Raw genomic sequence first — 22,681 nt, forward strand, 5'->3', positions numbered from 1 at the left:
CGGATCAGTTCGATCCGGCGTAGCGGGCCTGCCGGGCCGCCGCGGTCAGGGCCGCCGCCCGGGCCGCCTCGGTCGGCGTGAACGGCAGCTCGGGCCGCCGGATCAGCAGCGCCCGGTCCGGGTTCACGGAGATGACCATGGTGGTGTTGAGCTCGGCGCCCTCGTCCACGGTGTCGCCGGGCCGGCGCCACTCGACCTGTGAGACCCGCAGCAGCTCGGCCATGGCCTCCGGCAGCCGGTCGGGGTCGGCGCCGACCCGCTGCGCCAGCACCAGCGCCTGGACGCCGGGGTCGGTGAGGTCCTTGACCTGCGCGGGCACGATGACGACATCGTGCCCGCCGGCCTCGGTCAGCGCCCGGGCCAGCACGTCGAGCGCCAGGTCGCGGGGCGCCTCGATGACGAACTCGTCGAGCGCGTCGCAGCCGGCGGGGGTGATGGCGGTGCTGCCGGTCGGCGCGATGTGCAGCGCCAGTATGTTGCATCCGAGGCGGCCGAACGCCCCCGCCACCGTCGCGAGCCGGCCTGGCCGCTCCACCACCCGCATGCGGATGCGCCACAACGCCATGGGCGACCCCGCTCCCCCGTCCACGGGGAGCGAGGCGCCCTTCTTGCGCAGGGGCCGGCGGCCCATCCGCTTGTGGATCGCCGCTCCGGCGATCAACGCCACGCCGAGCCCCACGAGCACGACGGGGCCCGGGTCCTCGTGCCCGAGCAGGGTCGCGACCAGGTGCGCCAGGCCGACCGCGAAGAACAGGGCGGCGAGTTCCACGATCTCCCGCCGCCACGAGCGCGCCTGCTGGTTGCCGTGTCCGGAACGTAGGTGCATGACCTTAGGTGCATCGCTCATGCCGCCCAGTCTGCGCAGGGCTTGTTACATGATCGCGGTCTTCGCGGTTGCGGCGGCATTAAAGCGCGTTCACCCCGTGACCGGAGCATGGCCTAGCTCCCCGTGTGGACGATGATCTCGCCGCCGCCCGCCTCTCCGCCCTTGTTGTCGTAGACGACCTCGCCGCTCGCCTCGTTCCAGATCCTGATCTGGAAGCGGCCGGGGGCGCCGTCGAGGGCGGTGACCGTGAAGGCGTACCCGGACTCGCCGTTGACCTTGCCGGCGCCCCGGAAGCGGACCTCGCCGCCGGTCACCACGAGCCAGTCGTAGCGGGTGGCCACGAAGAGGAGCTTGCCGGCCGGGAAGGTGAAGGCGGTCTGCCCGGTCGGGCTCGTGGCGCCCTCCTTGTACGCCGACACGAACCCGAAGACGGCCTTGCCCGTCGCCGCAGGCTTGCCCGGCTGGGCACCCGCCGGCGAGTCGAGCCAGCCGCCGCCGGTGACGTACCCGGCATCCGGGTCGTAGACGACGACCGGGCCGGCCGTCGCCGTGACCTTGCCGCCATCGCCGTCGGTGACGGCGACCACCGGCTGGTAGATGCCCGCCTTGGCGTAGGCGTGGTCCTCCGCGCACGCCCCCGTGGTGCCGTCCGTCCAGTCCACCTCGCACGTGAGCGTGTCGGCGGTTCCCGGATCCGTGTACGTGACCGTCACCTTCACGGGCTTGCCCGCCGCGACGGGATCCTGCGGGCTCGTCGCGCCGGTGATGACCGGGTCGGCGTTGGTCACCGTGACGGTCGCGGCGTCCCGGCTGCGCCCGGCGGCCAGCGTGACCTTGTAGGTGCCCTCGTCCGTGCAGGTCACCGTGGTCTGCGGTGCTGCGGGGTCGGCGAAGGCGCACGTGCCCCCGGCTTCGCCGGCGGCCTCGTACCGCCAGGACGGGGTGCCGGCTCCGGAGAACGTGCCGGTCAGGCGGATGGGGGCGCCTTCCGCGCCGGAGGCGTCGGGGCCGGCGGTCACGATCGCGACGGGATCGACGCTCTCCAGCGTCGGGGTCACGGTCTTGATCAGGCCGTCGTCGCCGAACTCCAGCCGGTCGATCGTGGTCTCCCGGTGCGTGCCGTCACCGCCGGGGATGGCGAAGCGGTGGTAGGCGATGTACCAGTCGTCGGTGCCGGGCACGCGGACCACGGAATGGTGCCCGGTGCCCTTGATGCCCAGGGACAGGTCCTTGCGCAGGATGACGCCCCGCTTCGTCCACGGGCCGAGCGGCGTCTCGCCGGTGGCGTAGGCCACCTGGTAGTCCTCGCTGCGGGTGTCGTTCTCCGACCACATGAAGTAGTAGGTGCCGTCGCGCTTGACGACGAAGGAGCCTTCGTTGTACCCGGCCGGCTTGTACGTCTTCACCTTGGCCGCGTCGAACGACACCATGTCGGCGTTCAGCGGCACCTGGTAGGAGTTGCCGTTCCCCCAGTACAGGTAGTGCCGGCCGTCGTCGTCCTGGAACACGGCCGGGTCGATCATCTGCCCGGCGTAGGTCCCGGCGGGGACGAGAGGTTTGCCGAGGGCGTCCCTGAACGGCCCGGTCGGCGAGTCCGACACGGCCACCCCGAGGTGCTTGGCGGTGTTGCCGGCGGCCAGGCCGCCGCTGAAGTAGAAGTAGTACTTCCCGTCCTTCTCGGCGATCGCCGGCGCCCAGGCGCTGTTGTCCGCCCAGGACACGCCGGGCCCCAGGTCGAGGATGACGCCGTGGTCCTGCCAGTGCACCAGGTCGGCGGAGGAGAACGCCTTGAACGCGGTCCCGCTCCAGCCGGCGAAGCCGTCGGTGGTCGGATACAGGTAGAACCGGTCGCCGAACACCGCGATGTCAGGGTCGGCGTGCAGGCCGGGCAGCACCGGGCTCTTCATGACGAGCGCGGTGACCTTCCACTCCCGCGTGCTGCCGTCCGAGCCGGTCACGGTGTAGGTGACGGGCTCGGTGAAGTCCCGCTCGGCGCCGGAGGCGGGGCTGACGCTCGCGCCGGGCGCGAGTGTCAGCCGCGGCGCCAGCTTGGTGACGTCGCTGCCCTCCTTCAGCGGCAGCTTGATCTCGCCCTTGCCGGCGTTCACGATGGCGGCGACCTTGAGCTCCGGCAGGGTCGCACCGATGATCGCGGCGGGGTCGCCGCCCAGCGCGTAGACCTCCGCCGCCGACAGCGCCCGGCCGTAGAGGCGGAAGTCGTCCACCTCGCCGGCGAAGTACGGGTCGGCCGCGTACAGCGACCTGCCGATGTAGCCGGAGTAGCTCTTGGCGGCGTCGTACAGGTCCGAGGGTTTGATCGTCACGTTCGCGGCGCGGGCGATCTCGGCCCCGTCGAGGTACATGACCGCCGTCCTGGCCGCCGGGTCGAGGGTGACGGCGACGTGCTTCCAGCCGCCGGCCAGCGCTCCGGTGTGGGGCAGCTTCGACTCGCCCTGCCAGCTCCCCAGCGTGACCGCGGAGTACAGGACGCCGCCGCCGTTGCGGGGCGTGGTGAACAGGTACTTGCCGCTGTCGGGGCCGAGGCCGTAGATCCACTGGTTGGCCGTGGTGGAGGTGTTCCACTTCACGTGGAAGGCCACGGTGAGGGCGGCGGCGTCCTTGAGGACGCCGTTGGGGATGGTCACGTACGGCGAGCCGGAGCCGCCGGACATCTTGAACGACCGGCCGCTCACGCCCTCGCCCCAGGCAGGCGTCCGCTCGTAGGCGCCGTCGTTGCCGCGCCCGGTCGCGTCGCGGGCCACGCCGCCACCGGTTTCGTCGAACTCGTAGCGCAGCAGCAGGTCGGCCGGGATGCCGGCGGTGACCTCCACGGGGATCGTGACGCTCTTGGAGGCGTCGGCGGTCTTCACGGTGATCTCCGTCTGACCCTCGGCCACGGTGGTGACCAAGCCGGTCGCGCTCACCGTCGCGACGGCCGGGTCGGCGCTGGTCCAGGTCAGGGCGCGGGCGGTGGCGTTGACCGGCAGCACGGTCGCCTTGACCGGCCGGCTCACCCCGACGCCGAGGCGCAGTTGTCCGGGCGACACCGTGAGGCTCTCGACGGGCACGCCCTCGGCCGACACGGTGACCTTCGCCTGGGCGCGGGCGGCGCCGCCGTCGGGCAGCGCGCCCTCGACGGTGAACGTCCCGGCCTGCGCGTACGCGGACGGCGGGATCTCGTCCCAGGTGACGGCCACGTCGCCGGTGCCGCCGTCGGCGAACGTCGCCTTCACGGTCTTCGGCAGCACCGGCGCGTCACCGATGCCGGTGACGGTCTCCACGCCCGCCACGCTCCGCACGAGCTGCCCCGGCGCGTACGTCTCCAGCAGCCGCTCGTACTCGGCCCTGGTCACGGGCAGCACCGTGCCGTGCCGGGGCCGCGCGGGGAGGGCGTAGTCCGCCGACGGCGTCCAGACTCCGGAGTCCAGGTCGGTGGACTCGAACGGCACGTAGCCCCGTCCGCCGAACTCGTCGATGAACAGGTACCACTTCTCCTCCGTGTTGGACTTGAAGATGGTCGGCCCCTCGCCCTGGGAGATGGCGTTCTTGCCGATGCACTCGGCGACGAAGTCCCAGTCGAGGTCGCGCAGCGACGTGGACTTCTGCGCGATGATGAACTTGCTGCACGGCGTGGTGGAGGTGTTGTTCCGTTCGTCCTTGGTGAAGCGGTAGTAGGTGTCGCCGTGCTTGACGACGGTCGAGTCGATCACCGAGTAGCCGGGGTCGATCCACACGCGCGGCTCGCTGAAGGTGTGGAAGTCCCGGGTGGTGGCGTACATCATGCGGTTGTAGGCAGACCCGGTGTGGTTCGGGTCGTCGTCGGCGTACAGCTTGGACGCCCAGAACACGACGTACGCGCCGATCGTGTGGTCGTAGTACGCCTCCGGCGCCCACGTGTTGCCCGCGTTGTCCGACGACACCTTGACCAGGCGCTGGTCGGTCCAGTGCACCAGGTCCACGGACTCCCACACCATGATCGACTTGCTGCCGGTGCGCTGGGCGGCGTCCCAGTCGCCGTTGCCGTAGATCCGCAGGTCGGTGGCGATCTGGTAGAACTTGTCGCCCTCAGGGGAGCGGATGATGAACGGGTCGCGCAGCCCCTTCTCCCCCAGCGTGGAGGTGAGCACGGGCTTGCCCTCGTTCAGCTCGCGCCACTTCAGCGGGTCGTTGCCCCTGCTGAGCGCGAAGTAGAGCTGCTCGCCGTCCGCGGTCCCCTCGCCGGTGAAGTAGCTGAACAGGTAGCCCGCGTAGTTCTGCTGGGCGGGCAGCTCGACCACCTTGGCGGTGAACGCGCGTGTGGCGGTGGCCTGGTTCTTGGTGACGGTGGCCGTCAGCTTCACGGTGACGTCGCCGGAGCCGGGCGCCGGGCGGGTGACCTCGCCGGTGGGGGTGATGACGGAGGGCCGGTCCGAAGCCCAGGACACCGTGGTGCCGCTCTCACCGGTGGCGGGAAGGGTGAGGTTGCCGCGCACGTCGTCGACGCCGGGCACCTTCAGCGCGGCGGCGGCCGCTTCTGCGATCTTCACGTCGTCGTACTCTGCCATTATCGTGATCTCGAAGGTCTTGGTCTCGGTGAGGCCGCCCCTGGCCAGGGTGGCCGTGAGCGTGGCCCGCGCGGCCGGCTGCCCGTTCGCGGGGCGGGTGACCTCGCCGGATGCGGTGATCACCGAGTCGTCGCTGGTGGCCCAGGTGACCTTGGAGCCGCCCGGCGCGGTGGCGGGCAACGTCAGGTCGGCGGTGACGGCGCCGGTGTCGCCGAGGGTGAGGGCCTGCTTGTCGGCCGCGAGCGCGGCGGTGACGGTGGACTGCGCCAGCTCCTTCACCTCCTCGGCGCCGAGCGCCCGGTCGTAGATCCTGAAGTCCCGCAGCTTGCCCATGAAGAGCCGGTCGGAGGAGTAGAGCGAGCGCCCGAGGTAGTTGGCCGCGGTGGTGCCGCCGCCGATCGAGCCGGGCGTGATCGTGACGGCCGGGTTGCGCGCGATCTCCACGCCGTCCTCGTACAGGACTCCGGTGGTGCCCGTCTGGGTGTAGACGAGATGCTTCCAGCCGCCGCGGGCCAGGTTGTAAGAGGTCGACGCGCGGGTGTTCTGCTCGGTCGACCAGTTGCCGGTCGCGACCGAGACCCGCAGGTGGTCGCCGGTGGCAAACAGGTAGCCGTTGCCGGCGGTGCCGCTGGTGTTGCCGAGTCCATAGATGAAGTACGGCGTCCGCTGCCCGGCGTCGATGAGCACGTCCGTCGAGACGGTGATCGAGCTCATGTCCTTCATGACGTCGTCGGGCAGCTCGACGTGGGTGTCGGTGCCGTTGAACGCCAGCCCGTCGCCCCAGCCGGTCGCGCCGCGCACCGCGCCGTGCCGGGCGGTGCCGGACGAGTCCGTCGCCACCGTTCCCGCCTGCTCGTCCAGTTTGTACCACAGCACCGGGCCGTCGGCGGCCGCCTGCGCGGACGGAGCCACGAGCAGCGTGGCCGTTGCCGCCAGCGCGGCCAGGCACGCCGGAGCGCGTCGTCGCATCTGCGAATCCTTCGTTGTTAGCGCTAACATCACGCCTCGGAGCACTCAGCCGGTCGCCGGCGCGTGAAAGGTGTTGCGTGAGTGTTAACTGCGAAGGCGCTGCACGTCAAGAGCCCCTCGGAGCACGCATCCCATCACGCTTGATCCAGACCTGCCACTTCAGGCTCGCGACGCTGCGTGCCGACACCGCGGGAGCCGCCGGCTCCGCCCATGGCGCCGCGGAACACCCGGAACAGGCAGGCCGGTCGCAGGAGGGCCCGCGGAGGATCGATGAGGTTGGCCACCCGCAGGAAGCGACGGCCGAGCTCGACGTCGTGCTCGGCGGCGCGGTGAAAACGCTCCAGGTAGGCATTGATCACTCTGGTCTTGGGTGTCCGCCGTCCGCGGACTCCGGGCAGCCGCAGGTCACCGCTGACCACGATGTCCCACGGCCCGTCGACGACCCGGGCGATCGACCGGAACAGCTCCCCCGCCGGTCTGTCCCGAGCGGCCCACTCACCCAGCCTCAACGCCTCCACCGCGGCCACGCTCATGCCCTGGCCGTAGATCGGGTTGAAGGCGCACACCGCGTCGCCCACGACCGCCAGGCCGCGGGGAAAGCGAGACAGCCGCTCGTAGCGCCGCCGCACACTGGCCGGCGTGCGGTGGTGGCGGCCCTCGCCGAGCGGCTCGGCCGAGGCGACCAGTTCGTGGATGTCGGGCGCGGGCAGGGACTTCGCGTAGGCGACGAAGCCCTCGTGGTCGGACGGTGGCGCGTCGCCGTACCCGCCGATGGTGACGATCCACCGGTCACCCTCCATGGCCAGCGCCACCCCGGCGCGGGGGATCGCCCGGGTCGCGGCCATGATGACCACCGGGTCCCCGGCCAGGTCGTCGGCACGCCGGCGAAACACCCGAGTGGTGTAGGTCAGGTCGATCTCGACGCGCTCCTCCCCGGGCGCGGGGAAGCCGAGTTCGGCCAGCCAGGCCGGGGTGTGCGACCCCCGGCCCGACGCGTCGACGACCAGATCGGCGGTGATCGTCTCGTCGGAGACGAGCCGGACGCCGGTGACCCGGTCTCCGCTGCGGGTGAGGCTGAAGACCTGGCTCTCCCCGATCACCTCCACTCCGGGCAGCCCGGCCACCCGCCGCCGGATCTGGCCCTCCAGGAGCAGGCGGCTGACCAGGAGCCCGGGCATGCCGCCCGGCGCCGGGGCCAGGCGGCGCCCCTCGTTGATCCACCGGCAGTCGGCCTGCAGGTCCCCGCCGAACGCCCCGCGGGCCGTCAGTTCGGCGGTGAGGCCGGGCAGCAGCTGTTCCATGACCTCCAGACCCCGGGCCAGGAGGCCATGGGCGTGCCGGCTCTGCGCCGTGCCGCGGCGATGGACGTCCTCCTCGGGCAACTCGTCCCTGTCCAGCACGGTGACGCGCCCGGCGATCCTGCTGAGCGCGGCGGCGGCCAGCAGGCCGGACATGCTGGCCCCGATAACGACGGCGTGCCTCATGGTCTCTCCGGGGAAGTCGAAGGGGATGTCGCTTCCACGATGAGCCGGTCCTCGGTGGCGCGCCCACCCCTAACTTCGCAGGCCCACCCCTACGACCGCCTGACCAGATGAGCCGCCGCAGCGCCGGCTGACACTGTCACCGAGCCCGAGGCGGAGGCTAGGCCGACACCTTCTCCACCTCGATGACCAACACCGACGTGGGCCGCATCGACGGGGCGGGCAGCCCCAGCTCGCCCAGCGCGGCGCCGGGCAGCCGCACGGGCGCGGCCGTCCAGTCCGGCAGCGCCGCCCCCGCGGGCACGGGCCCGGCCACGCGCACCTCGTAGAGCGCGGCGGGGTCGAGTCCGGGCAGCCGCAGCGGGGCGGGCGCCCAGTCGACCCTGGAGGTGAGCTGCACGAACCCGAACACCCCGCGCTCGGGCAGCACCACGCCGTGCAGCAGCGCGGACGGGTCCGGATGGTCGGCGCGGACCACCCGCCCGGCGTGCAGCACCGGCCGCAGCCGCTTGTGCAGTGCGATCCAGGTCGCCAGCTCCTCCAGGTCGGACTCGCTCGCGGAGGTCAGGTCCCATTCCACGCCCATGTGGCCGAACAACGCGGTGCCCGCCCGGAAGGCCAGCGGCAGCGAACGTCCCGTGACGTGGTCGTGCGGGGCGCCGACGTGGCAGCCCAGCCGCTCCGGCGGCACGAGCAGCCCGGTCCAGCGCTGGATGGCCTGCCGGTCGAGCGCGTCGTTGCTGTCGGAGGTCCACACGCGGTCGGTCCGGGCCAGGATGCCGTAGTCGATGCGGGCGCCGCCCGACGAGCACGACTCGATCTCCAGATCGGGGTGGCGGCGGCGCAGCTCGTCCAGCAGCCGGTAGGTGGCCAGGGTCTGCGCGTGCACCCCGGGCACGCCGTCGTGCACCGGCTCGGCGATGTCGCGGTTGTGGTCCCACTTGATGTAGTCGAGCGCGTACTCGCTCACCAGCGTGTCGAGCCGCTCCAGAAGGTACGCGTACGCCTCCGGCCGGGCCAGGTCGAGCGTCTGCTGGTGGCGCTGCGGCGGAGGCATCCGGTCGGCCTGGCCGAGGATCCAGTCGGGGTGCTCGCGGACCAGGTCGGAGTCCGGGTTGACCATCTCCGGCTCGAACCAGAGCCCGAACTGCATGCCGAGCTTGCGCACGTGGTCGGCCAGCGGGTGCAGGCCGTCGGGCCACACCCCCTCGTCGACGTACCAGTCGCCGAGCCCGGCGTGGTCGTCGCGGCGGTGCCGGAACCAGCCGTCGTCGAGCACGAACCGCTCGATCCCGGCCGCCGCGGCCTTGCCGGCCAGCTCCAGCAGCCGGTCGAGGCCGTGGTCGAAGTAGGTGGCCTCCCAGTTGTTCAGCGTGACGGGCCGGACCCCGAGCGCGCGGGTGCCGCGCAGGTGGCCGTGCAGCCGCGCGCTCGCCTCGTCCAGGCCGCTGCCGGACCAGGTGAAGTACACCCACGGCGTCCGGTAGCTCTCCCCCTGGCCGAGCGTGACCTCGCCGGGCTCCAGCAGCTCGCCCGCCGCCAGCAGCGCGGGCCCGTCCTGCAGGCGCTCGGCGTAGTGGACGTGGTTGCCGCTCCAGCCGGCGTGCACGGCCCACACCTCGCCGGCGCGGAAGCCGAACGCCTCGGTCCCGGCCACCAGCAGCCCGGTGGCGTCGTGCCCGGTGCGGCCCCGCCGGTTCTCCCTGGACCACACGCCGTGCCCGAACGCCCTGCGCTGCGGCACCTTCTCCAGCGCCCACCGCCCGGTGAAGTCCAGCAGCTCACCGGCCCGCCCGGGCAGCGGCAGCGCGCAGGTCAACCCCTCCAGCCGGTACGGCGAGGCGGCGGCGTTGGTCACCGTGTGCCGCATCGACACCAGGCCGCCCGCGTCCATGGCCAGCTCGGTCACCAGCGCCAGCCCAGCCCGCTCGTCGGAGGCGGCCACGGTCACCGTGCCGCCGGCGCCGGGGGTGGCATCGGCGTCGAGGCGGTCGAGGGTCCACCGCACCGGCCAGTGCTCGCCGCTCCTGCCTCCCGACAGGCCCGGCCTGCCGTACCAGGAGTCGCCCTGGGCGGGCAGCAACGGCAACGCGGGGGACGCCAGCGCGGGAAGCAGGCCGGCCCCGGCGACGGGGCCGAGGTCGGCGCCGAAGTGACGCACCCGGGGCAAGCCCTGGCTACCGGGATCGAGCAGCAGGGCGGTGCCCGCGGCGGAGAGGATGACGGGGGACAAGTCGGGGCTCCTTACTCAAGGGGGAGCGCCGGGCGCGGGGGCCCGGCGGGGGTGACCTGTGCGGAACGGTACCCGAACGCGCGCCACCGCCCCGGCATGGGGCGGCCCCTCCGGGGCGGACGCCGGAGGGGCCGTGGCGGGCAGGAAAGGTCAGACGGAGATCCGCCCGGCTCCGGCGCCCGCAGTCACGATGGACTTGACGTTGGAGGCGGTGTCGAGCGAGTAGGAGTAGGGGATGGAGGCGACGCTGCCGCCGGTCTGGCCGCTGCCGGAGTTGACGAAGTGGTTGTTGCGGGCCACCAGGGTGCCCGGGTCGGAGGAACCCTCGCCGAGGTGGTAGGGATCGTCGGTGTTCTCGAAGTAGTTGCCCTCGACCAGGACGCCCGCGCCTTCGGTGGAGGCCACGCCGTAGTCGGTGACGCCACCGTAGAAGTTGTTGTAGACGTGCACGGGGTTGCCGAAGCGCACGCGCGGGTGCCGGCTGTTGGTGCCGTCGAACCAGTTGTGGTGGTACGTCACGCGCAGGCGCCCCTGGTCCTCGCTCGCGTTGTCGTCGCTGTGGCCGAGCAGCATGGTCTTCTCGTGGTTGGAGACCTTGTTCCAGGAGATGGTGACGTAGTCGCTGGCCCGTTTGACGTCCACGGCGCCGTCGTAGCCGTTGCTGAAGGAGTTGTGGTCGATCCACACCCGGGTGGCGTACTGGATGTTGATGGCGTCGTCGTTCCAGTCGCGGAAGGTCAGGTTGCGGACGATCACGTTGGAGGCTTCGGAGACGTTGAACCCGCAGCCGGCGATGGTCGCGCCGGAGTTGCCCAGCACGGTCTTGTTGGAGGCCACGCGGAGCATGCCCGAGCAGGAGATCGTGCCGGACACCCGGATCACCGCGGGGCTGCTGGACGACAGCGCGCTGGTCAAGGCCGAGGCGGAGGTGACGGTGATCGGCGAGGCGCTGCCGCCGCCGGTGGTGCCGCCGCCCTGGGTGGCCCAGCCGACCAGGCCGGTCGCGTTGCCGGGCGGCGGAGTCGTCGGCGGCGGGTCGGTCGGGTTGCCGCCGCCCGCGGGGACGAGCCGCCACTGCTTGGTCGCGACGGAGTCGCAGGAGTTCTGCTGCACCAGGGCGCCGGACGCGGTCGAGTTGTCCTTGATGTTGAGGCACTTGCCGCCGTTGGCGTTGACGATCCTGACGGTGGACCCGGACTCGGGCAACGTCCAGGTCTGCGACGCCGCGCCGGTGCAGCTCTCCTGCTGCACGGCCTTGCCCGCGGAGGTGCTGGCGTCCTTGACGCCGGCGCACTTGCCGCTGTGGGCGGCCTTGAGCGTGTAGCCGCTGCCGCTCGCGGTCAGGTTCCAGGTCTGGGCGGCGCTGCCGCAGCCGCTCTGGGTGAGCTGGACGCCGTCGGAGGAGCTGGATCCCGGGACGGTGAGGCACAGGCCGCTACCGTTGTTGACCACGGTGTACGCCCCTGGCGCCGGTGCGGCCGCCGACGAGGCCACCGCGACGCCCGCCACAGCGGTGCCGGACAGAGCGACGACGCCCGCGATGACCGCGGCGGTCTTGCCGTTGATTCTGTGTCGCACGATTCACGCTCCTTGCTGGCCCGAGCAGGCCGGACCGGCCTGCGAGGTGGTGTCCCCCGGGTGAGCATCGTTCACATATGTGACAGCCATACGTGTGAGCGAACATGCCACAACATAGGTAAGCGCTTTCCGACTGTCAATCAGCTGTGAAACTTTCACCACAACCCGAGTAAGGAGATTGTGCGCATCAGGCCGACCTGCCCATTCACGGGATTTCCCGACGCTTCGTGCGTGGGCGGCGACAGAGCGTGCGAGTGGCCATCCCGTCCTCGATCGTTTAGGTTAGGCTCACCTAACAACGATGGAGAGACCGGATGATTGAGCCCTTTCGCATGTTTTCCGTACGGGTCGCCGGCCTACGGCGGTTGAGCCCGTCGTTCCTGCGGGTCACCTTCACCGGAGACGAGCTGCGGCATTTCGCCGACAACGGGTTCGACCAGCGGATCAAACTCATCCTGCCGGTTCCCCTGCACGGGCTGGCCCATTTGCCCACCGGCCCGGACTGGTTCCCGCGATGGCGGGCGCTGGAGGAGGACAAGCGCAACCCGATGCGCACGTACACCGTCCGGCTGGCCCGCCCGCAGGCGCGCGAGGTCGACGTCGACGTGGTCATGCACCCCGGCGGCCACGGCCCCGTCGCCCGCTGGGCGGAGCAGGCGCAGCCTGGCGACCTCGCCGTGCTCATGGGCCCCGACGCGCGCTACGAAGGGATGCACGGCGGGCTGGAGTTCCACCCGCCCGCGGGCGCCGCGACCGTGCTGATGGCCGGCGACGAGACCGCGGTGCCGGCGATCTGCTCCATCCTCGAGCGCCTGCCCGCGGACGTCACCGGCGAGGCGCTGATGGAGGTGCCCTGCGACGACGACTTCCTCCCGGTCGAGACCGCCTCGGCGGTCAAGGTGAGCTGGCTGGCCAGGAACGCCTCCGAGCGCGGCGGCCTGCTCCTGCCCGCCGTTCAGGCCGCGGCCGAGCGGCTGCTGCCGTCGCTGCCCGAGCCGGAGACCTTCGACGAGGTGGACGTCGACGCCGAGGAGCTGTGGGAGGTGCCGCAGGAGGAGACCCCTCAGTCCATGTACGCGTGGCTGGCCGGCGAGGCGGCCGTGATCAAGACGCTGCGGCGGCACCTGGTGGCCGAGCGCGGCATGGACCGGCGGGCGGTGGCGTTCATGGGCTACTGGCGGCTGGGCCGCGCCGAGCACAACGCGTGACGCTGCGGACCCGAACGCGGCGGGACCGGCGAGTGCGGACGCGGCCGCCAGGGACGCCGGATCACCGCAGCTCCGCGAGCACGAGCTGCCGCTCCTCCGGCGTGGGCGGCCGCGCCCAGGTCACGCCGGGCCCGCCGGCGGCGATCATGCCGGGCACGATGTCGCGCAGCAACTCCCCGGCCGTCGCCTCCGGCTGCTTGTCGCGGGCCTCGACGTAGCGGTCGAGCACCCTGGCCAGGTCCAGCATCATCGTGTTGGCGTGCGGCTCCTGCGCGGCGCGCACGCGGACCTGCAACGCTCCAACGCCCTCGGCGCCCGGCCGGACTTCGCCGCCCGGCGGGCACACGATCTCGTGGACGGCGTCGGCGAAGCCCGTCCGGTCCATGCCGTCCACCTCGCCGATCAGCCAGTCCGGACGCAGGTGCAGCACTCCGGGGCGTTCGGCGTCCTGCGCCATGAACTCCGCCACCGTGCCCTGCGGATCGTGCATCGCGGCGTCGCCCCTGGCCGCGAAAGCTCCGGCGAGCAGGTGAAGGGAGAGCAGCCGGGGCGGGTCGTACGCGGTGAGCACCCCCTGCTCCCCGCCGACGCGCACGGGATTCCCCGCCTCGTGGTAGGCCCGCAGCCCCTCCACGAACGCGGCCTCCGCCTCTGGCGTGAGCAGGAGCTCCCAGTCCCACTTCCGCTCGATCTCGAAGATGTCGTACGCGTCGCCGCCGACCGGGTCACGGCGAAGCCACCACACCACCACGCCGACGACGATGGCGGCCGCCACTGCGACAGCGATCCACACGATGCGCTACTCCCCTCGTATCCTGACCGGGCTAGCAGCGTAGTGTGATCTTTCCCCGCAAACTCGGAAATTTCCGTAAACGAGACCTGGGTTGCGAGGTCGGCCGCCGTGGGCGCATACCGCGGCGGCCGAGGCCGTCACCCAGCGCCGGCTGGAGGAGTCGCACGCCGCGCTGAAATCCGATGTGTTTTCCTGAGGAATTCTCCCGTTCTCCCGATTCGCCGCGCACCTCTCGACGTTCACGAACAGCCGGGTAAACTCCATTCCGGAAGAACACGGTCGCGTTACGTGACCTCTGGTGCCTATGAAGGGCGGGTCCGCGCAACCGGCAAGGACGTTCCCGGCCCCGACAGAGCGCGGAGCCGGACATGGACCCACTGCACCTGACCACCAGCCGCCATAACGGGACTCTGACCGTCACCGTGGCCGGCGAGCTGGACATCGCCACCATCGAGCAGCTCCGCAGCCACCTGCTCCAGCTGCTGCAAGAGGCCCGGCACGGGAACGTCGCGGTGGTCGTCGAGGTCAGCGGCCTGTCCTTCATCGACGCCGCCGGGCTCGGCGTCCTGGTCTCCGTCCAGGACCACGCCGCGCGCGGGCGCATCCCGCTGCGGATCGCCGGCGTCCCGCCCGCCATGCTGCGGCTGCTGCGCATCACCGGGCTGGACGCCCACCTCACCACATGATCGCCCGGCGCCTGTAGGTTTTGGGGCGTGTCGACGATTCAGGTTCCCGAGGAGATACCCGCCAGGCTGGAAGACGGCTTCGACCGGATCGGGCGGGAGCTCGACCTGCCGGGCGGCTTCCCGCGCGCCGTCCTCGACGAGGCCGAATGGGCGGCGCACCTGGCGGAGATCGCGCGGCCGGCCGCCCAGGACCTGACCGACGTGCCGTTCGTCACCATCGACCCGCCCGGCTCGATGGACCTCGACCAGGCCGTCCACCTGGAGCGGCTGCGTGACGGATACCGCGTCTGGTACGCCATCGCCGACGTCGGCGCCTTCGTGCGCCCCGGCGGGGCCATCGACGCCGAGGCCCGTACCAGGGGCGAGACCGTCTACCTGCCGGCGGGCAAGGTGCCGCTGCACCCCAAGGTGCTGTCGGAGGGTGCGGCCAGCCTGCTGCCCGGCGCGCTGCGGCCGGCCGTGGTGTGGCGGATCGACCTCGACGCCGACGGCCGCACGGTCGGCGCCGACGTGCTGCGCGCCCTCGTACGCAGCCGCGAGCGCTTCGACTACGGCTACGTACAGGTGGCCCTCGCCACCGGCACCGCCGACGGCACCTTGGAGTTGCTGGCCGAGATCGGCGAGCTCAGGCTGGCCCTGGAGCGCGAGCGCGGCGGCGTCACCCTGCCCACGCCCCAGCAGGAGGTGGTGCCCGGCGCCGACGGCTACCGGCTGGAGTTCCGGCTGCCGCTGCCCGCCGAGGCGTGGAACGCGCAGATCTCGCTGCTGACCGGCATGGCCGCGGCCACGATGATGCTCGACGCCGAGATCGGCATCCTGCGCGTGCTGCCCCGGCCGCGTCCCGCCGACCTGGCCAAGGTGCGCAGAGTGGCGGCGGCGCTGGGCGTGCCATGGCCGGACGGGGCCGGGTACGGCGCCGTGGTGCACGACCTGGACCCGAAGAACCCGCAGCAGGCGGCGTTCCTGCACGAGTCGAGGGTGCTGCTGCGCGGCTCGGGCTACGAGGCGTTCGACGGGGCGCCGCCGAAGGTGGCCGAGCACGCCGCGGTCGCGGCCCCGTACGCGCACGTCACGGCCCCGCTGCGCCGCCTGGTCGACCGTTACGCGACGGAGGTGTGCCTGGCGATCGCCGCCGGCGAGCCGGTCCCCTCCGACGTGCGGGCGGCGCTGGCGAGCCTGCCCGCCCTCATGTCCGGCTCGGCGCGGCGCGCGGCGGCGGTGGATCGGGCGTGCGTGGACCTGGTGGAGGCGTTCCTGCTGCGGGACAGGATCGGGCAGGAGTTCGAGGCGGTGGTGATTGACGTGGACGAGCGGCGCGGGGACGGGCAGGTGCAGCTCGCCGATCCTGCCGTGATCGCCCGCTGCGACGGCCCCCTCCCCCTCGGGGAGCAGGTCACGGTACGCCTGGTGCAAGCGGACCCGGCCACCCGGGAGGTCCGCTTCACCCCGGCCTGAGCGGCGTCAGCGTCCGGTGACCCGCAGCCCGTCGCAGACCACGTCCGCCATTCGCACGGCCCCTCCCCTGGCCCGCGCCCGCCGCTCGGCCACCAGGCATCCCCGCAGCAGGTCCTGTACGTCGTCCGCGCCCACGTCGGGCCGCACCGCGCCGGCCCGTTGCGCTCGGGCCAGCAACCGGCCGAGCGCGGCGGCGAAGTCGTCCTGCAGCGTCGAGCCGGGCCTGAGCGCCATGCGCGAGCCGCTCTCCAGCAGGTCGCACAGCGCCTGGTTGGCCGCGGCCTGCTCGACGACCGTCGCGAACCAGCCGAAGAACGCCTTGCCCGGGTCTTCTGCCGTGGCCAGCGCGCGGGCGTCGGCCACGAACCGCTCGATCCGGCCGAGCAGCACCGCCTCGAACAGTGCTTCCTTGGTCGGGAAGTGCCGGTAGACGGTGCCGACCCCGAATCCCGCGCGCCTGGCGATCTCATCGAAGGAGATCGTCAGGCCGTCGCTGGCCAGGGCCTCCTCGGCGATCTGCAGGACCCGGTCGCGGTTGCGGCGGGCGTCGGCCCGCAGCGGCCTGGCCGTGCCGTGGTCGTCGCCCATGCGTGAACCTGCCTTCGACAACCGGAGGGATCTCTCCGATTCTAGCGACCGGTTTTCACGACATACAGCCATAAGGCACCCGACTTGCCGGTCGGGTGCCTCATGAAGCTGCCGGGACCTTATGGAGCGACGCGGTCCGACGCGGACTGCCGCACGACCCGGACCGGATCACGCCAAGCAGCCCGATCGGGGGAAGCAGCGCGATCAGGCGAAGCAGCCCGATCGGACGAAGCGGAACGGCGGAGGCGGGCGGCCGAGGCGCCGACCCGCTTCAGCCGGATCCGTTCCCGCCTCGGCACCGGCCGCAACTCGATCACCCGCGCCCCTTCGGGCACGTGCCGCAGGTCGTGCGTGATGAGGATCGTCGTCCGCCCGGTCATGAGCCGCCGCAGCGGCGCCATGACCTGCGCGGCCGTGGCCTCGTCCAGCCCGCTCATCGGCTCGTCGAGCACCAGCACCGGCGCGTCGCGCAGGACGGCCCTGGCGATCGCGATCCGCTGCCGCTGCCCGCCGGACAGGAGCCGTCCCCGCTGCCCCACCGGCGTGTCGTACCCCTGGGGCAGCCGCTTGACGAAGTCGTGCACGCCGGCCGCCTCAGCGGCCCTGAGAACCTCGTCGGGCGAGGCGTCCGGGCAGCCGTAGGCGATGTTGTCCCGCACCGACCCCGAGAACAGCAGGGTCTCCTGGTGCAGGAGCGTGATGGCGGCGCGCAGCGACTCCCGCGTCAGGCCGCGGATGTCGGCGCCGTCCAGCAGGACGCGTCCCGCGTCCGGGTCGTAGAAGCGCAGCAGCAGCTTGGCCAGCGTGGACTTGCCGGCCCCGCTGGGCCCGGTGAAGACCAGCAGCTCGCCGGGCTCGGCGGTGAAGGACACCTCCTGCAGCACCGGGCGCCGCCGTCCCGGGTAGCCGAAGCAGACCCGGTCGAACGCCACCCGGCCGGGGCCGGGCGGGGCGGGCACGGCGTCCGGGGCGTCGGTGACGGCCGGCCTGGTTCGCAGGATCTCGATGATCCGGTCGGACCCGGCGCCCGCCTCCGACACCGTCAGGGCCAGCTCGCCGAGGCTCTGCACGGCCGGGTACAGCAGCGCCAGGTACGCGGCGAAGGCCAGCAGGCCGCCGATGGTCAGACGGCCCGCGGCGATCTCCCACGCGCCGAACCCGAGGATGACGATCAGGCAGGCGGTCTCGATGACCTGGACGGAGGGACCGTACAGGCCGGACAGCCTGGCCTGCGTCAGGTTGGCGCGCAGCCACGTGCGTCCCTCGGCGTGCAGGCGGCGTGACTCGACCGGCTGCCGGTTGTACGCCTGCACGAGCGGCTGGTTGGCCAGCGACTCCTCCAGGACGCTGTTCATGGCACCGTTGCTGTGCCGCTCCCGCGCCGCGGCCATCCTGAACCTGGCCGCGAACACCTTCGAGACCACCAGGAACGCCGGGATCAGCGCCATCGTGACGAGCGCGAGGTCCCAGCGGATCAGGAAGGCGGCCCCGGCGAAGAACACCACGCTGGCGGCCGTGGTGATCGCCTTGACCACCCCGGAGCCGACGAGTTCTTCGATGGCCTCGACGTCGTCGGTGAGCCGTGCCATCAGGTCGCCGAGCCGCCGCTTCTCCGAGAAGTCCGGCGAGAGCGTCTGCACGTGCGCGAAGACCCGGTCGCGCAGGACCAGCAGGAAGCGTTCGGCACCGAGCGCGGTGGCGTACGTCCCGGCGAAGGCCGTCACCCCGGCGACCGCGGCGAGCCCGAGCCAGCTGAACGCGGGAGCCCAGAACGCTCCCAGATCCCGGGTGGTGAGCACCTCGTCCGTGATGTGGCCGAACAGGCGGATCGCGGCGACCTCACACAGCGCGGCCAGGATGGCGAACACCACACCGGCCGCGAACAGCCGGCGCAGCCCGCGAGTGTCCGGCCAGAACTCGCGAAATGTCCGGCGAAGGGAAATCGCCGGCGCCAGTTCGCGGCCGGAGGCGCTCAGCGAGAGCCGACGGCTGCGCCGCCGGCTCTCATCGGGCTGATTTACCACCACCACGACCTATTGCGGCAGCCACAGCACCGCCAACGGCGGCACCGTCGGCGGCGATGACAGCCCCATCCTGCGTGGAAGCCGATTGCCGAGAGCCGTGTGCTAGCCATGGTTCCTCCCCCGGTTGGATGGCCTACACATTCACAAATCGGACGTTAGCACCAGAAATCTAATAAAGCACGACATAGCAGACAACTTCAAAGAGACTTGACCCATGAATGCAGTCCGGAAAGACACCTCCGTGCGACTGTTAAAAGTGCTGTAAATGCGTAAAGCACCCAAAGAAGGCAATGCAGTCGCCAAGAATGCTTCCCGAGGCCGCTATCTAAGGTGACATCGCCCGATACTTTGGTCCGATGGAACGGCCGCCCCCGCCTGAAACGCTGGCCGTATGGTTCTCCTCGGCATCCTTCTCATGGTCCAAGGCTTCGGCGCCCTCATCGCCGACCACTTCTTCGGCAAAAGTTTCGGCCTGCTCAACCTGTGGCTCGACGGCGGCATGCTGACGGCCGCCGGCATCGTGACCGGCCTGGCCGGTCTGGTGCTGACGGTCGTCGGCGCCCTCGGAAAAGACGACTAGAGCATGGTCAGGCGAGCGAGGAGTAGGCCACCACCCCGCGCCGCATGGCGTCCACGGCCTTGACCGCGGTCTGCTTGACCTTGCTGCCCGGCGGCGCGGCGTTCCCGAGCTGGCCGAGCAGGTCCATCAGCTGCTTGATCCAGCGCACGAAGTCGCCGGCCGCCAGCTCGTTGCCGTTGACGCCGTCCATGAGCACGGCGTCCAGGCTGTGGCCCTTGGTCCAGCGGAAGGCCGCCCAGGCGAAGCCCAGATCGGGCTCCCTGATCGTGGACAGCCCGTGGTCGGACTCGATGCCCTCCAGCTCCGCCCACAGCCGGACCATCTCGGTCAGCGCGTCCTTGGCCTGCCCGGCGGGGACCTTGGGCCGGCGGGCGTCGTCGGCCGCCCGCGACTCGAAGACCAGCGCCGACACGCATGCCGCCAGCTCCGCCGGGTCCAGCTTCTCCCACAGCCCCTTGCGCAGGCTCTCGGCCGTGAGCAGGTCGAGCTCGGTGTAGAGGCGGCCGAGGCGGCGGCCCTCGTCGGTGACCGTCTCGCCGTCGAGGTAGCCGAGCTGCTCCAGCACCGAGCAGATGCGGTCGAACGTACGCGAGATGACGTGCGAGCGGCCCTCGACGCGGCGGCGCAGCCCCTCGGTCTCGCGCAGCAGCTTGTGGTAGCGCTCGGCCCAGCGGGCGTGGTCCTCGCGCTCGTCGCAGCCGTGGCAGGGGTGCTGGCGGATGCGCCGGCGCAGCTCGTTGACCTCCTCGTCCTCCACCGCGTGGTCGCGCGCCCGGTCCGGCTTGCCGAGATCACGGTCGCCCATCTTGGCCAGCAGCGTGGAGACGAGGTTGGCGCGCTCCTTGGGCGAGCGGCCGTTGAAGTTCTTCGGGATGCGCAGCTTCTCGAGCGGCTCGACCGGCACCGGGAAGTCGGCCGCGTCGAGCTTCTTGACCTGCTTGCCGATCGTCAGCACCAGAGGGCTCGGCCCGGTGCCGCGCGGGTTGCGCCCGGGGTCGAGCACGATCGCCAGCCCCGCCCTGCGCCCGCCCGGCACGCGGATGACGTCACCGGGCTGCAGAGCCTCCAGCGACCGCACCGCGGCGGCCCGCCGGGCGGCGCCGCGCTGCCGGGCCAGCTCCGCCTCGCGGTCCGACAGGCGGCGGCGAAGCGCCGCGTATTCGGGGAAGTCGCCCAGGTGGCACGTCATGGCCTCCTGGTAGCCCTCCAGCGCCTCCTCGTGTTTGCGCAGCTGCTTGGCCAGCCCGACGACCGCCCGGTCGGCCTGGAACTGCGCGAACGACTCCTCCAGCAGCGTCCTGGCACGCTCCCGGCCGAACTGGCCGACGAGATTGACCGCCATGTTGTAGGAGGGCTGGAAGCTGGAGCGCAGCGGGTAGGTGCGGGTGCCGGCCAGGCCCGCCACCGACAGCGGGTCCATGCCGGGCTGCCACAGCACCACGGCGTGCCCCTCGACGTCGATGCCGCGCCGCCCCGCCCGCCCGGTGAGCTGGGTGTATTCGCCGGGCGTGAGGTCGGCGTGGGTCTCGCCGTTCCACTTGTCCAGCTTCTCGATCACCACGCTGCGGGCCGGCATGTTGATGCCGAGCGCCAGCGTCTCGGTGGCGAAGACCGCCTTCACCAGCCCGCGGGTGAACAGCTCCTCCACGACCTCCTTGAACGCCGGCAGCATGCCCGCGTGGTGGGCCGCCAGGCCGCGCTCCAGGCAGTCGCGCCACTCCAGGTAGCCCAGCACCGCCAGGTCCTCGTCGGGCAGGTGCGCGGTCCGCTCGTCGACGAGCTGCCTGATCTCGTGGAGCTCGCGGTCGGTGGTGAGCCGGATGCCGGCGTAGAGGCACTGCTGCACGGCGGCCTGGCAGCCGGCCCGGGAGAAGATGAACGTGATCGCCGGCAGCAGCCCCTCGGCGTCGAGCTTCTCGATCACCTGCACCCGGTCCGGCGGGCGGGAGCGCTGCGGCCGCCCGTAGCCACGCCGGCCCCGGCCCGCGGTCAGCCGCTCGGCGTCGCGCGTCACCCGCATCAGCGTGGGGTTGATGTGCGGCGTCAGGTCGTCGGCCATGAACATGTCGTAGATGTGGTTGCCGACCATCATGTGCTGCCACAGCGGCACCGGGCGGTGCTCGTCGACGATGACCGTGGTGTCGCCGCGCACCTCGCCGAGCCACTCGCCGAACTCCTCGGCGTTGCTGACGGTCGCCGACAGCGCCACCAGCCTGACCGACTCCTGCAGGTGGATGATGACCTCTTCCCACACCGCGCCGCGGAAGCGGTCGGCCAGGTAGTGGACCTCGTCCATGACCGCGAACCCGAGCCCGGCCAGCGTGGCCGACCCGGCGTAGAGCATGTTGCGCAGCACCTCGGTGGTCATGACCACGATCGGCGCCTCGCCGTTGACGCTGTTGTCGCCGGTCAGCAGGCCGACCTTGGCGGTGCCGTACCGCTTGACCAGGTCGTTGTACTTCTGGTTGGACAGCGCCTTGATGGGGGTGGTGTAGAAGCATTTCTGGCCCTGCTCCAAGGCCAGGTGGACGGCGAACTCGCCGACGACCGTCTTGCCCGACCCCGTGGGCGCCGCCACCAGGACGCCGTCACCGGCTTCGAGGGCGCGGCAGGCGTCGAGCTGGAAGTCGTCCAGCGCGAAGTCGTAGAGACCTCGGAACGATGTGAGAGCGGCCCCGTCGTCCCCGAGCTTCTGACGGAAGGCCGCGTAGCGTTCCGCTGGCGTTGTCATACCCGTCAGCCTACCGAAATCGCCATTCCGGTCCGTCCCGCCCGTACTTCGGGGGGATCACGGGCTCCGCCCGGCGGGCGCCTTTACAATGTAGATTTCAAATGATGACCCGTAACGCCCCAGGCCGGATCTCGCACTCCACCGGCGCCGGGCCCACCCGTTCACCGTCGGCGTAGGCCACCACATCGGCGGCCTCCAGCCGCACGCTGCGCGCCCGCCGCACCGACACCGCCCGGTGCCCGACATGCGTCCCCCGATACACGCTCGGGAACACCCGCAGGAACTCGCCCTTGGAGATCGCCTCCAGCACGACGACGTCCAGCAGCCCGTCGTCGGGCCGGGCGCCGGGGCAGATCCGCATCCCCGCCCCGTACGCAGGGGTGTTGGCCACCGCCACCAGCATGGCCTCCCGCTCGATCGTCTCCTGCCCGTCCAGCGTGATCCGGAACGGGATCGGCCGGAACGATCGCAGTTCCCCGGCCATCGCCACCATGTACCGGGCCATCCCGGGCGGCCAGGTGAGCCGGTTGGCGCGCTCGTTGACGCGCGAGTCGAACCCGCAGCACAGCACCCCGGCGAACAGCTCGTCGGCCCGCCCGGCGCGCACGCGGACGGCGTCGACCAGCCGGGATTTCATGCGCAGCACGGTACGGGCCGCCGCGAGGGGGTCCTGGCACGGCACGCCCAGCGCACCGGCGATGTCGTTGCCGGTCCCCGCGGGGATGATGCCGAGCGGGACGTCCGTGCCGGCCACGGCCTGCACGGCCAGGTGCACCAGGCCGTCCCCGCCGAAGGCCACCAGCGCGTCGGGGCGTTCGGCGACGGCGGTGCAGGCGCGTTCCAGGGCGTCGGCGGCGTCGTCACCGACGATCACCGACAGCTCGGCCCCTCCGGCGCGCAGCCGGCGCGCCACGGGCTCGAGCAGGCGCAGGGTACGGCCGCCGCGGGCGGCCGGGTTGACCAGCAGGGCGAGTTGAGGGGACAC

14 protein-coding genes are annotated in these 22,681 nt (G+C 71.7%); 4 read left to right on the forward strand and 10 right to left on the reverse strand.

Annotated elements, in window-relative coordinates:
- Positions 1 to 4: 4 nt before the first annotated feature.
- The 5 genes from ACTMTI_RS19375 to ACTMTI_RS19395 all read right to left on the reverse strand — a co-directional run bounded on the left by ACTMTI_RS19375 (position 5) and on the right by ACTMTI_RS19395 (position 11,631).
- Positions 5 to 847, reverse strand: a complete 843-nt coding sequence (locus tag ACTMTI_RS19375) for an ACT domain-containing protein (protein WP_441121794.1) — start codon at positions 845 to 847, stop codon at positions 5 to 7.
- A 92-nt stretch (positions 848 to 939) separates the two neighbouring features.
- Positions 940 to 6,339, reverse strand: coding sequence for a family 43 glycosylhydrolase (locus tag ACTMTI_RS19380; protein ID WP_441121795.1), 5,400 nt, complete (start codon positions 6,337 to 6,339; stop codon positions 940 to 942).
- A gap of 134 nt (positions 6,340 to 6,473) precedes the next feature.
- Positions 6,474 to 7,823: an FAD-dependent oxidoreductase gene (locus ACTMTI_RS19385; protein ID WP_441121796.1), complete on the reverse strand. Its 1,350-nt coding sequence runs from the start codon at positions 7,821 to 7,823 to the stop codon at positions 6,474 to 6,476.
- 157 nt (positions 7,824 to 7,980) lie between these two features.
- A complete protein-coding gene (locus tag ACTMTI_RS19390) occupies positions 7,981 to 10,053 on the reverse strand; it encodes an alpha-galactosidase (RefSeq protein ID WP_441121797.1) in 2,073 nt (690 codons plus the stop codon).
- Positions 10,054 to 10,203: 150 nt separating this feature from the next.
- Positions 10,204 to 11,631, reverse strand: a complete 1,428-nt coding sequence (locus ACTMTI_RS19395; protein WP_441121798.1) for an RICIN domain-containing protein — start codon at positions 11,629 to 11,631, stop codon at positions 10,204 to 10,206.
- Positions 11,632 to 11,945: 314 nt separating this feature from the next.
- Between ACTMTI_RS19395 and ACTMTI_RS19400 the strand changes: the two genes are divergently transcribed.
- Positions 11,946 to 12,839, forward strand: coding sequence for a siderophore-interacting protein (locus ACTMTI_RS19400; RefSeq protein ID WP_441121799.1), 894 nt, complete (start codon positions 11,946 to 11,948; stop codon positions 12,837 to 12,839).
- Between the two features lie 61 nt (positions 12,840 to 12,900).
- On the opposite strand, the gene ACTMTI_RS19405 is transcribed toward ACTMTI_RS19400, so the two are convergent.
- Entirely contained in the window at positions 12,901 to 13,632 is a 732-nt protein-coding gene (locus ACTMTI_RS19405) for a hypothetical protein (RefSeq protein WP_441121800.1), read from the reverse strand.
- A gap of 368 nt (positions 13,633 to 14,000) precedes the next feature.
- Between ACTMTI_RS19405 and ACTMTI_RS19410 the strand changes: the two genes are divergently transcribed.
- Entirely contained in the window at positions 14,001 to 14,318 is a 318-nt protein-coding gene (locus ACTMTI_RS19410) for an STAS domain-containing protein (RefSeq protein ID WP_441121801.1), read from the forward strand.
- 27 nt (positions 14,319 to 14,345) lie between these two features.
- Positions 14,346 to 15,773: an RNB domain-containing ribonuclease gene (locus ACTMTI_RS19415; protein ID WP_441121802.1), complete on the forward strand. Its 1,428-nt coding sequence runs from the start codon at positions 14,346 to 14,348 to the stop codon at positions 15,771 to 15,773.
- 6 nt (positions 15,774 to 15,779) lie between these two features.
- Here the strand turns inward: ACTMTI_RS19415 and ACTMTI_RS19420 are convergent, their stop codons facing one another.
- Both ACTMTI_RS19420 and ACTMTI_RS19425 read right to left on the reverse strand, forming a co-directional pair.
- The gene (locus ACTMTI_RS19420; RefSeq protein ID WP_441121803.1) at positions 15,780 to 16,361 is read right to left on the reverse strand and encodes a TetR/AcrR family transcriptional regulator; all 582 of its coding nucleotides are present in this window, start codon (positions 16,359 to 16,361) and stop codon (positions 15,780 to 15,782) included.
- Between the two features lie 119 nt (positions 16,362 to 16,480).
- Entirely contained in the window at positions 16,481 to 18,388 is a 1,908-nt protein-coding gene (locus ACTMTI_RS19425) for an ABC transporter ATP-binding protein (protein WP_441121804.1), read from the reverse strand.
- Positions 18,389 to 18,776: 388 nt separating this feature from the next.
- On the opposite strand from ACTMTI_RS19425, the gene ACTMTI_RS19430 reads away from it, so the two are divergent.
- Positions 18,777 to 18,965, forward strand: coding sequence for a hypothetical protein (locus ACTMTI_RS19430; RefSeq protein WP_441121805.1), 189 nt, complete (start codon positions 18,777 to 18,779; stop codon positions 18,963 to 18,965).
- A 7-nt stretch (positions 18,966 to 18,972) separates the two neighbouring features.
- On the opposite strand, the gene ACTMTI_RS19435 is transcribed toward ACTMTI_RS19430, so the two are convergent.
- Together ACTMTI_RS19435 and ACTMTI_RS19440 are read right to left on the reverse strand one after the other, a co-directional pair.
- Positions 18,973 to 21,696: a DEAD/DEAH box helicase gene (locus ACTMTI_RS19435; RefSeq protein ID WP_441121806.1), complete on the reverse strand. Its 2,724-nt coding sequence runs from the start codon at positions 21,694 to 21,696 to the stop codon at positions 18,973 to 18,975.
- A gap of 97 nt (positions 21,697 to 21,793) precedes the next feature.
- Positions 21,794 to 22,681, reverse strand: a complete 888-nt coding sequence (locus ACTMTI_RS19440) for a diacylglycerol/lipid kinase family protein (RefSeq protein ID WP_441121807.1) — start codon at positions 22,679 to 22,681, stop codon at positions 21,794 to 21,796.

It is taken from the genome of Nonomuraea sp. H19 (assembly GCF_052068215.1).
Taxonomy (GTDB): domain Bacteria; phylum Actinomycetota; class Actinomycetes; order Streptosporangiales; family Streptosporangiaceae; genus Nonomuraea.